The sequence below is a fragment of the Thermomonas paludicola genome, from assembly GCF_024498955.1.
GTDB lineage: Bacteria > Pseudomonadota > Gammaproteobacteria > Xanthomonadales > Xanthomonadaceae > Thermomonas > Thermomonas paludicola.
In genome coordinates this window covers 2064152-2077343 of record NZ_CP093311.1, presented here as the reverse complement: position 1 = coordinate 2077343, position 13192 = coordinate 2064152, and the positions used below count along the sequence as shown (strand labels likewise).

Genomic DNA, 13192 nt, shown 5'->3' with positions numbered 1-13192 from the left:
ACCGTCACCCGCGCAGGGCGTCCACGTGCGCCACGCAACTTTCGGCCAGTGCGGTGAGGTCATAGCCCCCCTCCAGCGTGGAAACGATGCGGCCATCGCTGTGCCGATTGGCGATGGACACCAGTTCACGGGTGATCCATGCGTAGTCTTCCGCCTCCAGCAGCAGGCCAGCCAGCGGGTCGCGGCGATGGCCGTCGAATCCGGCGGAGATCAGCAGCAGCTGCGGCTTGAACGACGCCAGCGCTGGAAACATCGCCTGCCAGGCGCTGCGGAACTCGGTGCTGCCGCTGCCGGTGGGCAGGGGCATGTTGAAGATGTTGCCGCAGCCGGTTTCGCTGCGCGCCCCGGACTCCGGGTACAGCGGCCATTGGTGCGAACTGGCGTACAGCACGCGCGGTTCCTGCTCGAAAATGGCCTGCGTGCCGTTGCCGTGGTGGACGTCGAAATCGACGATCGCCACCCGCTCCAGCGCGTGCCGGTCAATGGCCTGGCGCGCGGCCACCGCCACATTGTTGAACAGGCAAAACCCCATGGCCCGGTCTGCCGTTGCATGGTGCCCCGGTGGCCGCACTGCGCAGAATGCCCGCTGGGTGCGTCCGGCCAGCACCGCGTCCACCGCCGCCACGGCGGCGCCCGCAGCGCGCAGGGCCGCTTCGGCAGAGCCGGGGGAAAGCACCGTGTCCGGATCCAGGTGCAGCAGGCCGGTCGGCACGGTTTCCAGCACCGTCTCCAGCAGTGCCTCCGCATGCACGCGCAGCAGTTGCCCGCGGGTGGCGCGTGGCGCCTGCTGCCAGTCCAGATCCGGGTGCGCGGCTTCCAGTGCGCGGATCACGGTGACCAGCCGCGCGGGTCGCTCGGCATGGCCGTCGCCGGTGTCGTGGCCCAAACAGGCGGGATGGGTATAGACGTGGATCACGCCGGCAAGAAGTGCGGGCCGGGATTACTTGCGGCGCTCGTGCTTCCACAGCACTTCACCGTGGCCGCTGGCGCGGGCCAGCACCCGCGACAGCACGAACAGAAGGTCCGACAGGCGATTCAGGTAACGCACCGGCTGTGGCCGCACATCCTCCAGGCGCGCCAGCGTCACCGCGGCACGCTCGGCGCGGCGCACCACCGTGCGGGCGACATGGCAACGCGCCGCTGCTTCGCCCCCGCCGGGCAGGATGAATTCCTTCAGCGGAGGCAGGTCTTCGTTGAACTGGTCCAACTGCGCTTCCAGCGCATCGATATCGGCATCGAAAATCGCCGCATGGCCGGGGATGCACAGCTCGCCGCCGAGGTCGAACAACTGGTGCTGGATGCGGATCAGCAGTTCGCGCACGGCATCGGGCACGTCGGCGGCCAGCAGGACGCCGATGCAGGAATTTGCCTCATCCACGGTGCCGTAGGCTTCGACCCGCGCGGAGTCCTTGCCCACCCGGGCGCCATCGCCCAGGCCGGTGCTGCCGTCGTCGCCCGTGCGCGTGTAGATCTTGGAAAGACGGTTGCCCATGTGCCGCGATCAGACCGTTTGCGGCTGCAGGGCGGGGTTGTGTCGGCGCAGCAGCTCGAAGCCGCCAAACAGCAATGCGGAATAGAACAAGGTGCCCAGCACGGTCCACTGGAAGAACGGGATGCCGGCGACGAATGCCGCCATCAGGCCGTTCATGTTGGGCTGGTACATCGAACCGAACGCCCATACGCCGAAATTGGTGACCGCGAAGAAGATCAGCGACCCCACCAGCGAATACCCGAGGACACGCATGCCACTCACCTTGCCGCGCAGGCCGAAGCCGAGCACTGTGGACAACGCGATGCACGCATACACCAGCAGGTAGCCTGCGCTGGCGAAATAGCTCCAGTAGATGCCGCCGTTGAGCATGCCAAGCGTCAAATCCGAGGCGAACATGGCCAGCAGCGGCACCAGCAGCGCCCAGTGGCGCTTGGCGAAATAGGCGCCGCCAAACAGCGCCACCGCTTCGATGGGCGAGAAATTCGGTGGATGCGGAAGCACCCGGGTCAGCGCGGCAACGAAAATCAGCGCGGCAAGCACCAGCGGGCCAGTGGCGGGCAGGGAGGCGGGGCGATTCATGGCAATGGTTCGTCTGCTGCAGTGGAAGCATTAGCATAGCGCAATGACAGCGACGCTCCCCGAAGCGGTGACCCACGATGTGCTGATTGTCGGTGGCGGCCTGGTCGGCGCCAGCCTCGCCATTGCACTCGATGCGCTTGGCCTGGAGGTCGGCCTGCTGGAAGCTGCGCCGGCGGGCGCGTTGCCGGCGGTCTTCGACCAGCGCAACCTCAGTTTTGCCGAGGCCACCGTCAATGCCCTGCACGCGCTTGGCGTGCTGCCGCTGATGCGCGCGACCACCGGCAGCATCCGGCGCATTCACGTCAGTCGCGCCGGCGATGTCGGGCGGATCAAGCTCGATGCCTGCAACCACGGGCGGGAGGAATTTGGCCGCGTCGTGGTGGCCAGCGATTTTGGCGAGGCGCTGGAAGCGCGGCTGCAGCAGTTGCATCGCCTCCGGCGCTATCGCCCTGCACGCTTCATTGGCTTGGGTGACGCAGCCGATGGCCTGCGCAGCGTTCGCGTCGCCGATGCAGACGGGCAGCATGCATTGCGCGCGAAACTGCTGGTTGCCGCCGATGGCGCCCGCAGCGCCGTCCGCGACGCGCTTTCCATCGAGGCCCGCAGCCACGATTACCGGCAGTCGCTGTTTGTCGCCCGGCTGCGCGCCCAGCGCCCGCCGGACGGCACCGCCTGGGAGCGGTTGACCGAGCAGGGCCCAACCGCACTGTTGCCGCGCGGTGACGGCCACTACGGGCTGGTGCATGGGGTGGCAAGCGGCGAGGCGGACGCGGTGGCTGCACTCAGCGATGGCGATTTCCTCGCCCGCGTGCAGTCGGTGTTTGGATGGCGGGCGGGACGTTTTCTCGCGGTTGGTCCGCGCAGCATGTACCCGATGCAGAGCTGCGTCGCTGCGACACTGGTGGCGCCACGTGCAGTACTGGTGGGCAACGCCGCGCAGTCCATCCATCCGTTGGGCGCACAGGGCTTCAACCTCGGCCTGCGCGATGCGCTGACGCTGGCGGAATGCATCGCCGGGCAATTGGATGATCCCGGCAGCGATGCCGTATTGCGGCGTTACGCTGCCCGCCGTGGCGAAGATCGCGCACGCACGCTGGCGTTTTCCGACGGCTTGGCGAAGCTGACTGCCAACCGTTCGCTGCTCGCGCGCCCGTTGCGCAGCGCCGGCATGCTGGCGGTCGATGCGCTGGGTTGGCTGCAGGGCGGGTTGGTTGGCGGGGCCATGGGCTATCGCGGCGATGTGCCGCAGATGTGCCGGAGGGCGCGAGCTTGAGCCGTCAACGGACTCTGGATGTGGTGGTGGCCGGCGGCGGCGTGGTCGGTGCGTGCGCAGCGCTGGCGCTGGCGCGTGAGGGATTGCAGGTCGCCCTGGTCGATCCCGCGTGGCCCGCGCCGTGGCGGCGTGAGACGCGCGATCTTCGGGTGTTCGCCTTCGCACCGGACAACGCCGCATTGCTGGACGCGCTGGGTGCATGGGCGCAGGTGGCCGCCTTGCGCGTCCAGCCGTATCGCGGCATGCGTGTCTGGGATGCCGCCGGTGGCGCGCCGCTGGTGTTCGATGCCGATACGCTGGGGCAGCCGCAGCTGGGTTGGATCGTGGAGAACGGGCTACTGGTCGATGTGCTTTGGCAGGCGCTGGCGTCGGCCGGCGTGCGCGTGCATTGCCCGGCACGGATCGTCGGATTGGAGCAGTCTGACGCCGGCGTTCGCGTCACGCTGGACGATGGACGCGCGCTGGATGCAGCACTGGCCATCGCCGCCGACGGCGCGCAATCCGCCTTGCGCACGCTGGCCGGCATCGAGGTGGATTGCCACGACTACCAGCAACGCGGCGTGGTGGCGTTCGTGACCAGTGCGTTGCCGCACCAGGACACGTGTTGGCAGCGATTCCTGCCCACTGGCCCGCTGGCGTTGTTGCCCTTCAATGATGACGATGATCCAGGCCTGCAGGGACGGCTGGGTTCGATCGTCTGGACTCTGCCAGAGGCGGACGCGCAGCGCCTGCAGAACGCACCGGAAGACCAGTTCGAGCGCGAGCTGACGGCCGCTTTCGCCGGCGAGTTGGGCGAATTCCGCCTGCATTCGCCGCGTGCGGCGTTCCCCTTGCGGCGCCAGCTTGCCAGGCGGCTTTGCGCAGGCCGGGTGTTGCTCATCGGCGATGCCGCCCACGTGGTGCATCCATTGGCCGGCCAGGGCGTGAACCTGGGGTTGCGCGATGTCTCGGCGCTGCGCGCGCTGGCGCGCGATGCGCGAGGAAAAGGACGCGACATCGCCGCCCCTGCGCGCCTCGCGCGCTGGGCCCGAACCCGCCGCAGCGAGAATGCGGTGAGCGCGCTTGCCTTCGAGGCCATCAACCGCGTGTCCAGCAATGATGCTTTCTTGCTCACGTTGCTGCGCGGCCACCTGCTGGGCATTGCCGGGAAGTTGCCGCCGATCAGCCGCGCACTGTGGCGGCATGCGGCCGGGGCTTGAAGTCGCGGCGATGGAAGCACGATGCGCGCCGGCAGGTGGGCACCGGCATGCGCGAACCGAACGAAGCATCGGGAGTCGGTGTAGATTGCGGGGTCATTCCCGGGCAACGTTGAAGCGGGATCAATCAGGATGAACGATGGACGTCGAGGAACTGATTCGCGCGGCATTGCGTGAAGCCGGCTACGGGCCTGATGCGGTCGGTTCGGCACTGCCGAGGATCATGCGCATCCTGCAGGCGGAGGATGTCCGCGTTGCCTTGGGGCGCAGCCTGTCGCGCAAGGAGCGCGCACATGTTCGCCTGCAGCTCGAGATCGGGCTCAACGTGTCGGAGATCGTTGCCGAGCTGCAACGTTGATGCAGGCATCCGGCGTCGCCGTAGGGCCGGGCTGGAAACGCCAGCCCGCCTGGCGTCATGGCGATTTCCCGGGCGTCTTCAGCGGCCCAGTTCGAACCAGCGCTTGACGCGGTCCAGCGGCGCGCCGGCATCGGCATCGCGGCGCGTGAACTCGTTGGTGAGCGGCGAATAGTCATAGTCCATGGCCCACTCGTGCACATGCTCGACGATCTCGCGCACGGCATCGAGCGTGTGGTCGATATCCGCCGACGCCGTGCTTGGATGGAAGGAAATCCGCACCCAGCCGGGCTTGTCGGACAGATCGCCCTGGTCGATGCGATCGGTGATCGAATGCGACAGGGTCGGGTCCACGTGCAGCAGGTAGTGGCCGTAGGTGCCGGCGCAGGAACAGCCGCCGCGCGCCTGCACGCCGAAGCGGTCGTTGAGGAGCTGCACGATCAGGTTGTAATGGATCCCGGTGACGTAGAACGAGAATATCGCGAGCCGATCGCGGCGCGTCCGCGCCAGCAGGTTGACGCCCGGGATCGCCTGCAGCGCATCCATCACGTACGGAACGATCTCGTCTTCGCGCTGGCGCATCGCCGCGACGCCCATCTGGTCTTTCAACTGCACCGCAAGCGCGGCCTTGATCGTCTGCAGGAAACCCGGAGTTCCGGCATCCTCGCGCGCCTCGATGTCTTCGAGGAAGGAGTATTCGCCCCACGGGTTGGTCCAGTTCACGGTGCCGCCGCCGCAGTCGTCGGGAACCGTGTTGCGATACAGGTTGCGATTGAAGATCAGCACGCCGGATGACCCCGGCCCGCCAAGGAATTTGTGCGGTGACCACAGCACGGCATCGAGACGCTCCTCGGGGTCTGCGGGATGCATGTCGATGTCCACGTACGGGGCCGACGCAGCGAAGTCGATGAAGGCCACGCCACCGGCCTGATGCATCAGCCTGGCCATCGCGTGGTACGGCGTGCAGACGCCCGTGACATTCGAGCAGGCCGTGAACGCGCCGATTTTCAGCGGGCGCGCGCGGTAGTCGTGCAGCAGTGATTGCAGTGCGGCCAGGTCCACCAACCCCTGTTCATCCGGCGGCACCACCACGACATCGGCAATGGTCTCGTACCAGGAAGTCTGGTTGGAGTGATGCTCCATGTGGGTGATGAACACCACCGGGCGCTCCGCTTCGGCGATGTCGAGGAAGCGGCGCAGGGCCTGTGGCGCCTTCAGCCCGAGGATGCGCTGGAACTTGTTGATCACCCCGGTCATGCCGGTGCCGCTGGAAATGATCAGGTCGTCGGGCCCTGCGTTTGCGTGGGCCTTCAGGATGCGGTGCGCTTCGTGATAGGCAAGGGTCATTGCGCGCCCGGTTTCGCTGCTCTCCGAATGGGTGTTGCCCACATACGGGCCGAGGCCGTCCAGCAGCCGCTCTTCGATCGGCCGATACAGGCGGCCACTGGCCGTCCAGTCGGCATAGACGATGCGCTGCTCGCCATGCGGCGAGCGAAAGGTTTGCGCGTTGCCAATGGTGTTGGCGCGAAACGGGGCGAAGTGGTGTTCCAAGGGATTCATCCAGAGCGTCCTCTCCTTGGCGGAGACCGGGCAAGATAGCAAAGTCGCCACTGGCGCGCCCTCAGGATTTGAGGCCCGGGGCAGTTTCGATGGACAATTCCGCATGCTGAAAATTCGGTGGCTTCTTGCGGCCCTGTTTGCCTTGCCCGGTCCGGGCGTCGCGCAGGTTTCCAACATCGTCCACGCGCCCCTGCCGGCACAGGCCGAATCGCCAGACTGGAACTGGGCCGACGACAGCGCGCGCATCACCCAGGGCCCGCAATTTGCCGGCTCGAAGGCCATCTGCGGGCGGCTGCGCGGGCTGGAGCCACCGCCCGGCGATTGGCCCGACGCCGCCACGGCAGCCACCCTGTCGGAGTGTGATTCCGAGGCGCTTTACTACGGGATCGGCATGCCCGTCGCACCGGTGCGGGCGCGGCAGTGCGCGCTGCTTGAAACACAGCGGGCGGATGGCAACCAGTGGCCGTTCAGCGGCACGGCGATGCTGATGACGATCTATGCCAACGGCGTCGGCGCGGACCGCAACCTGGACTTGGCCACCGCGCTGGCATGCCGAATCGGGGGCGCGGCGTATGAGTCGCATGGGCGCGTCTCGCATTTGCAGCGGCTTGCGGCCGAGGCGTGGGCCGGCAGCGATTTTGATTACTGCGACGACATCACCAGCGGCATGGCGGGAGGCTTCTGCGCGATCCATGCGGCTTCGATGGCCGATGCCAGGCGCTCGGACACGATCGACGGCATGTCGCGCGGATGGACGCTGGCCGAGCGCAAGCGTCTGGACGAGCTGTTGGCGGCAATGCAGGCTTTCGCGACTGCCAGCAGCGAAAATGAGGTGGACCTTGGTGGGTCCGGGCGCGTCGGCTTCATGCAGGACCGGGAGCAAGAGGTCAGTGAGGCGCTGATGCGGTGGCTGGCTGCGCTGCAGGCCAACCGGTTCCCGGCTGCGTCGGCGCAGGATGGCCGGCTCGCCGACGCCCGGATGAATCGCGTCTATCGGCAGATCATGGCGACCAGGCCGGCGGCCGATGGGCGCATCAGCGAAGGGACGGTCGTCCAGTCTGGTGTCCGCGAAGCGCAGCGCGCCTGGCTTCGCTACCGCGACGCCTTCGTCCGCTTCGTGGCGGTGAAGTATCCGCAGGTGAGCACCGCCAGCATCAATGCCGGGCTGACCCGGCAGCGCACCGCGTTCCTCGAGCAATTCGCGCCGCAACCTTGAGTGTGCGCCAGCATCCGTTGATGCGCCTGCAACGACCAGCGGCACGCCAGCGCTTACCAATCCGTCGGCGCGTAGTCCTTCAGGAATTGCCCCCACACGTGCTCGCCGGTGTTGAAGCCGTGGATGATCGGGTCCACGATGCGCGCCGCCCCATCGACGATGTCGAGTGGGGGATGGAAGCGCTCTTCGACGATCTTGCGTGCGGCGATTTCGGCCGGGTCTTCGTCGGTCACCCAGCCGGTATCCACGGAATTCATGTGGATGCCATCGCCGTGGTAATCGGCGGCGGCGGTGCGCGTCATCATGTTCAGCGCGGCCTTGGCCATGTTCGTGTGCGGGTGCTTGGTGGTCTTGAAGTTCCGGTAGAACTGGCCTTCCACTGCCGAAACGTTGACGATGTGCTTGTCGAAGGTGGCGGCCTCGCCTTCTGGCGTGCGCAGCATCAGCGGCTTCAGCCGCGCGTTGATGATGAACGGTGCGATGGCATTGACCAGCTGCGTTTCCAGCAGTTCGACGGAAGGCACCTCGTCCATTTGCAGGCGCCATGAATTGCGTCCGCGCAAATCGACCTGCTGCAGGTCCTGGTCCAGCCGGCCTTCGGGGAAGAGATGCGCCTGGCCCAGCAGTTCGTCGGCCAGCAGCGGCACCTGCGAGAGTTCCGCCGCGCGGATGAGGCCGGTGGCGCCGGGGATGTCTGGCGCGTGTGCTTGCAGCGCGCTGCCGGTTGCATTCATCAGCAGGTCGGCGCTGCGCAGGCCCTCGTAGTTGCCCAGCAGGTGGCGCACGTGTTCCGGCATCGCCTGCAGCGCTGCGGTCTCGCCTTCCATCATGTGTGCATAGAACGCCGGCGGGCGACGCACGGTCTGGCAGGCATTGTTGATGATGAAATCCAGGCGCAAACGGGTGGCCAGCAGTTGCGTGCAGAACGCTTCCACGCTGGGGGTGTGGCGCAGATCCAGGCCGAAAACTTGCAGCCGCTGGCCCCAGTCGGCGAAGTCGGGTTCGGCGGCATAGCGCGCCGCGGAATCGCGCGGGAAGCGCGTGGTGACGATGAGTTCGGCGCCGGCGCGCAGCAGCTTCAGGCCGGCCTGGTAGCCGATCTTGACGCGCCCGCCGGTGAGCAGGGCGACACGGCCGCGCAGGTCGGCGGTTTCGGTGCGCTTGAAGAAGTTCAGCTCCGCGCAGGCCGGACACAGCTGGTCGTAGAAATGATGCACCCGCGTGTACTTCTGCTTGCACACGTAGCAATGCAGCAGCTCCGGGGATTCCATGTGCGGCAGCGCATCCGACGCGCTGTTGCGCGGGTCATGCTGGCCCGGCGCTTGCGGTGGGAAGCAATTGGGCGTGGTGAACACCGGCTTGCGGCGCAGGGTGCGGATGCCCGTTTGATTGAGCAGCTCCTCCGTCGCCCGCGCCTTTTCCTGCGCGCGCTCGCGCGCCTGGTCCTTGGCCTTGCGCCGGCGCATGCGTGGTTCGGGGTGATGGACCAGCGCGACCGCTTGCAATAACTGCTCGCGTTTTTCCACCGGCAGCGCGTCGAGGATGTCGCGGTTGGCGATGATCGCTTCCAGCAGTGCCAGGGTGGCGTTCAGGTCATCCATGGCGATGTCGGCGCCGCGTTCTGGATCGAGGGGCGAGGCTGGGGAAGCTGTGGCGTTCAAGGCAACATCCGGGGTGCATGCAGCCGCCATTATCGCCCGGGGCAAGCGCGCCGGGTCACCCTGCGCCAGGGGGATGGTCCGGATAGACCGGCAACGCAGCGACGATGCACGCGCCCTTGGTGAGCGTGGCGGGTTCGATCTTGCCGGGACCTAGGATGTGCATGACCCGGAATCCGTCGGCAAGCAAATGGTCCGCGATGATGCGGCGATGGCAGCGCCACCACACGGCTTCTGCGCACATCACCGCGCAGGCCTGGCGCGCGGCGCGCTGCTCGAGTGCATGCAGGCCATCGCGGAATTCCTGCGTGGTTGCGTATGCGGCGTAACGGGCGAAGCCAGGATTGCTCCAGAACGTTGTTGTGGCGCGCAGTGGGACTTCCGAGGCGCGTCGCCGCCCGGCCAGTCCTGCCGAATGCCGGTAGTCGATGCCCGCATCGGCCAGCGAATGCTGCAGGGCATCGGCGTTGTACTGCGGGTATGCACGCGATCCCGGCAGTCGGCGCACATCGACCACGCAGTCAATGGCGGCGGCCTGCAACAAGCCGAGGAACTGCGCCAGCGGCCGGGTGGAATGGCCGATCGTGTGCACGGTGACGGGAACGCTTCCCATGCGGGGATCCGGTGATTACACCAGGTTCACCCGGAATTTGCGGCCCTTGATCTTGCCTGCGCGCAGGCGATCCAGCGCCATCCTTGCCTGCGCCCGCGCGATGGCGACGTAGCTGCGGGTTGCGAAGACATCGATCTTGCCGATGGCGTCCTTGGCCAATCCGGCGTCGCCGGTCAATGCGCCGACGATATCGCCGGGCCGCAGCTTGTCGGTCCGGCCCGCGTCGATGCGCAGGGTGGTCATCTTCGCCTGTGGCGCATTGCCCGGCTTGCCTTCCATTGGAGCGATGCGCTCCAGCCGGATCTGCCTGTCCTGGCGCGCTTCCAGCAGTGCCACGCGGGCGTGGTCCTGCGCGGCGACCAGACTCAATGCCAATCCGCTGCGGCCCGCGCGGCCGGTGCGCCCGACGCGATGCAGGTACGTGTCGGCATCGGTGGGCAGTTCGTAGTTCACCACGGCGCCGATGTCGTCGATGTCCAGCCCGCGTGCGGCGACGTCGCTGGCCACCAGCACATTGCAGCTGCGGTTGGAAAAGCGCACCAGCACTTCATCGCGATCGCGTTGCTCCATGTCGCCATGCAGGGCGAGCGCGGTGAATCCGTAGTGGGCGAGCGAGCCGACCACTTCTTCGGTATCGCGCCGCATGTTGCAGAACACCACCGCGGATTCGGGCTTGAACTGCAGCAGCAGCGATGCCAGCACGGGCGCGCGGCGGGCTGGCTCGGTCTCGAAGAAACGTTCCTCGATGCTGGCCGGCTTGGCACCGCCATCAACGCTGACTTCCAGCGCATCGCGCAGCATCGCGTTGCCCAGCGTGCGGATCGCGTCCGGGAAGGTGGCCGAGAACAGCAGCGATTGCCGATCCTTCGGCGTGCGCTTGACCAGCGCCCGGATGGCGTCCTCGAAACCCATGTCGAGCATCCGGTCGGCTTCATCCAGCACCAGTGTCTGGATGCCGCGCAGCTGCAATGCATCTTTTTGCACCAGTTCCAGGACGCGGCCGGGCGTGCCGACCACCACGTGCGGCGCGTGCGCCAACGAGGCCAGCTGCGGTGCCAGCGGGATGCCGCCGCACAGCACAGACAGCTTCAAATTGGCGATGCCGGTGGCGAGCTTGCGCAATTGCTTGCCGACTTGGTCTGCCAGCTCGCGGGTGGGGCACAGCACCAGCGCCTGCGTGCGCATGACGCCAGGATCGACCCGATGCAGCAGGCCCAGCCCGAAGGCGGCGGTCTTGCCGCTGCCGGTGGGCGCCTGCGCGATCACGTCGCGGCCTTGCAGAATCGCCGGCAGGGACTGCGCCTGCACCGGCGTGAGTTGGGTATAGGCCAGCGCATCAAGGCCCGCGTGCAGCGACGGGGACAGCGCCAGTTCGGCAAAGGTAGTGGGCATGGACATGGCCCATGATCGCAGCTTTGGCGCCCGTCACGCGTGCGTTGGCGGGATTGTCCATGGCCTGCGGCCCGCCTAGGCCGCTCAGGCGGGCCGCCCGTGCAGCAGGAATGCACCGTACACCAGCAGCGAAATCGCCACGTAGCCGTTGTTGACCCAGCGGCGTCGCGCCGGGTTTTCCCGGCTGTTGGTGACATCCAGCAGGAACTGCCGCAGCAGGAACGTGTACAGCACGAAATACAGGAATGGCGTGATGTGCACGTACCACGGGTAGTCGTCGATCTGTTTGCCGAAGCGCGCCAGCAGCCAGCCGATCTGCGAGTAAATGCCGACGATGCCAAGCGCCGCGTTGATCAGCATCCACTTGATCTCGTCGCGGCCGAAGATCACCAGGTAGAACGTCATGTACACGAAGATGGCGATGCCGCCGTGCAGGTAAATGAAGGTCAGGTCGGGCCGGCTTGACGAATAGGCCATGAAAAAGCCGGACAACCCGAACATCAGCATGTGGATGCCGAAGAAGGGGTAGATGAACCACATCTTCCCGCGCAGCTTCTGGGCGGTATCGAAATCCGCCCGGGTCAGGTTGCGATTTCCGGCCACGGCGGCTCCCCCGGATGTCTGCCGGCGGGAATCCTCGCACGGAATCGGCCTGGCACGCCGGTTCATCGCCGATTGTGGGCTGGCGCGGGGGGCCGCACTACACTGGTGCACCTCCCCGCCTGTCACGCTCCGATGCCGCTACGCTGGATTTTGCTCGTGCTGTGCTTGCTGGTGTCCGCCTGCGGCCGCGCGCCCGAGCCGGCCCGCACCAATGCCGGCCCGCTGGAGCCGCCTGCGCCGGTGGTGCAGCGCAAGGAGCAGGCGCAGATCGACTGGTCGCCGGAACGGCTGGAGGCAGGCGACGCCTGGATTGATTGTGGCGCCGACTATCACCACGGGGATGGCAAGCCACTGCTGTCGCTGGCCTATCTGGACATGCGCGCCAGCATGCAGGATTGTCGCGCCACCGGGCTGGTGCGGTTGCGCTACAAGGGCAAGGTGACCGCCAGTTTTGCCGCGCTGGCAGAGCGCAGCGGCAAGGTGGCCACGGACCTTGGCATCGGCAAGCGCATCCTCGACATCGACTCCGGCGGCGGCAGCGTGGAAGCGGCGATCCGCGCCGGTGATGCCATCGGCGAAAACGACTGGACCATCTGGGTGCGCGGCGACTCGGTGTGCCATAGCGCGTGCGTGCTGCTGCTGGCCGCCGGTGACATGCGCGTGATCGTGGGGCCGGTGGGCGTGCATCGGATGATCCGGGTGAAGTCCACGGCGACCTCGCGCAAGGAACTGGGCGAGGAGTTGCGCAGGCTCAGCGACGAACTGCGCAATTATCTGGAGCGCAACGGCGCGTCCATCGAAGTGTATGACCTGATGACCACGGTGCCGAACCGCACTCTGCGCATCCTGACCGACGCCGAACTGGAGCAGTTCGGCCTGTCCGGCGCCAATGCGGTGGAGGATGATCTCGACCGCATCCGCCTGGCGCGACGCTGCGGCATCGAATTCCTGCAGCGTCGCGACACCTTCCGCCGTGCCTACGAACAACAGTGCGTGCAGCCGGCCGACGCCAACAACCAGGACGTGGCCGAGATCAATGCCTGCGGCCTTGCGCTGCGGCTCCGCTATGGCTTCCCTGACCCGAAATGCCCCATCGAAAGTCCGATGGCCGAGCTGGACGGCGCCGTGCTGGCGATCCCTGACGCCACGCCGCCAGCAGACGCAGCGGCTGCGCCGGGCGAGAACGCAGCGGTTGCGCCTGCAGATGGAAACGCCAACGCCGGGGACACGCCGGCTGTGGCGCATCCGTAATCGG

At 66.9% G+C, this 13192-nt stretch carries 13 protein-coding genes; 5 read left to right on the top strand and 8 right to left on the bottom strand.

Features of this window, described 5'->3' with window-relative positions:
- Positions 1-4 precede the first annotated feature (4 nt).
- Genes LIW09_RS09760 through LIW09_RS09750 form a run of 3 tightly spaced genes read right to left on the bottom strand, consistent with a single transcriptional unit; the run spans position 5 to position 2071 of the window.
- Positions 5-913, bottom strand: coding sequence for a histone deacetylase family protein (locus LIW09_RS09760; protein WP_256647214.1), 909 nt, complete (start codon positions 911-913; stop codon positions 5-7).
- 27 nt (positions 914-940) lie between these two features.
- On the bottom strand, positions 941-1492 hold the full coding sequence (locus tag LIW09_RS09755) for a cob(I)yrinic acid a,c-diamide adenosyltransferase (protein WP_256645435.1): 552 nt from the start codon (positions 1490-1492) through the stop codon (positions 941-943).
- A gap of 9 nt (positions 1493-1501) precedes the next feature.
- A complete protein-coding gene (locus LIW09_RS09750) occupies positions 1502-2071 on the bottom strand; it encodes a DUF6580 family putative transport protein (RefSeq protein WP_256645434.1) in 570 nt (189 codons plus the stop codon).
- Between the two features lie 43 nt (positions 2072-2114).
- Here LIW09_RS09750 and ubiH point away from each other — a divergent pair, with 43 nt between their 5' ends.
- The 3 genes from ubiH to LIW09_RS09735 all read left to right on the top strand — a co-directional run bounded on the left by ubiH (position 2115) and on the right by LIW09_RS09735 (position 4898).
- Complete coding sequence (ubiH, locus tag LIW09_RS09745; protein ID WP_256645433.1) at positions 2115-3344, top strand: 2-octaprenyl-6-methoxyphenyl hydroxylase; 1230 nt, start codon at positions 2115-2117, stop codon at positions 3342-3344.
- Positions 3341-4543 carry an FAD-dependent oxidoreductase gene (locus LIW09_RS09740; protein ID WP_256645432.1) on the top strand — a complete coding sequence of 401 codons (1203 nt, stop codon included), beginning with the start codon at positions 3341-3343 and terminating at the stop codon, positions 4541-4543. The genes ubiH and LIW09_RS09740 overlap by 4 nt, the downstream gene beginning before the upstream one ends.
- 136 nt (positions 4544-4679) lie before the next feature.
- On the top strand, positions 4680-4898 hold the full coding sequence (locus tag LIW09_RS09735) for a polyprenyl synthetase (protein WP_256645431.1): 219 nt from the start codon (positions 4680-4682) through the stop codon (positions 4896-4898).
- 78 nt (positions 4899-4976) lie between these two features.
- Here the strand turns inward: LIW09_RS09735 and LIW09_RS09730 are convergent, their stop codons facing one another.
- Positions 4977-6455 (bottom strand): aminotransferase class V-fold PLP-dependent enzyme, encoded by a 1479-nt coding sequence (locus tag LIW09_RS09730; protein ID WP_256645430.1) that lies wholly within the window; start codon positions 6453-6455, stop codon positions 4977-4979.
- A gap of 103 nt (positions 6456-6558) precedes the next feature.
- Between LIW09_RS09730 and LIW09_RS09725 the strand changes: the two genes are divergently transcribed.
- Positions 6559-7671 carry a lysozyme inhibitor LprI family protein gene (locus tag LIW09_RS09725; RefSeq protein ID WP_256645429.1) on the top strand — a complete coding sequence of 371 codons (1113 nt, stop codon included), beginning with the start codon at positions 6559-6561 and terminating at the stop codon, positions 7669-7671.
- Between the two features lie 53 nt (positions 7672-7724).
- Here the strand turns inward: LIW09_RS09725 and LIW09_RS09720 are convergent, their stop codons facing one another.
- From LIW09_RS09720 to LIW09_RS09705, 4 genes are all read right to left on the bottom strand, one after another.
- Positions 7725-9272 carry an SDR family NAD(P)-dependent oxidoreductase gene (locus tag LIW09_RS09720; RefSeq protein WP_256645428.1) on the bottom strand — a complete coding sequence of 516 codons (1548 nt, stop codon included), beginning with the start codon at positions 9270-9272 and terminating at the stop codon, positions 7725-7727.
- A gap of 115 nt (positions 9273-9387) precedes the next feature.
- Positions 9388-9942 (bottom strand): DUF488 domain-containing protein, encoded by a 555-nt coding sequence (locus tag LIW09_RS09715; protein WP_256645427.1) that lies wholly within the window; start codon positions 9940-9942, stop codon positions 9388-9390.
- A 15-nt stretch (positions 9943-9957) separates the two neighbouring features.
- Positions 9958-11334 carry an ATP-dependent RNA helicase DbpA gene (gene dbpA, locus LIW09_RS09710; protein ID WP_256647213.1) on the bottom strand — a complete coding sequence of 459 codons (1377 nt, stop codon included), beginning with the start codon at positions 11332-11334 and terminating at the stop codon, positions 9958-9960.
- Between the two features lie 84 nt (positions 11335-11418).
- On the bottom strand, positions 11419-11937 hold the full coding sequence (locus LIW09_RS09705) for a hypothetical protein (RefSeq protein ID WP_256645426.1): 519 nt from the start codon (positions 11935-11937) through the stop codon (positions 11419-11421).
- Between the two features lie 156 nt (positions 11938-12093).
- Between LIW09_RS09705 and LIW09_RS09700 the strand changes: the two genes are divergently transcribed.
- A complete protein-coding gene (locus LIW09_RS09700; RefSeq protein WP_256645425.1) occupies positions 12094-13188 on the top strand; it encodes a COG3904 family protein in 1095 nt (364 codons plus the stop codon).
- The last annotated feature ends 4 nt before the right edge of the window (positions 13189-13192 follow it).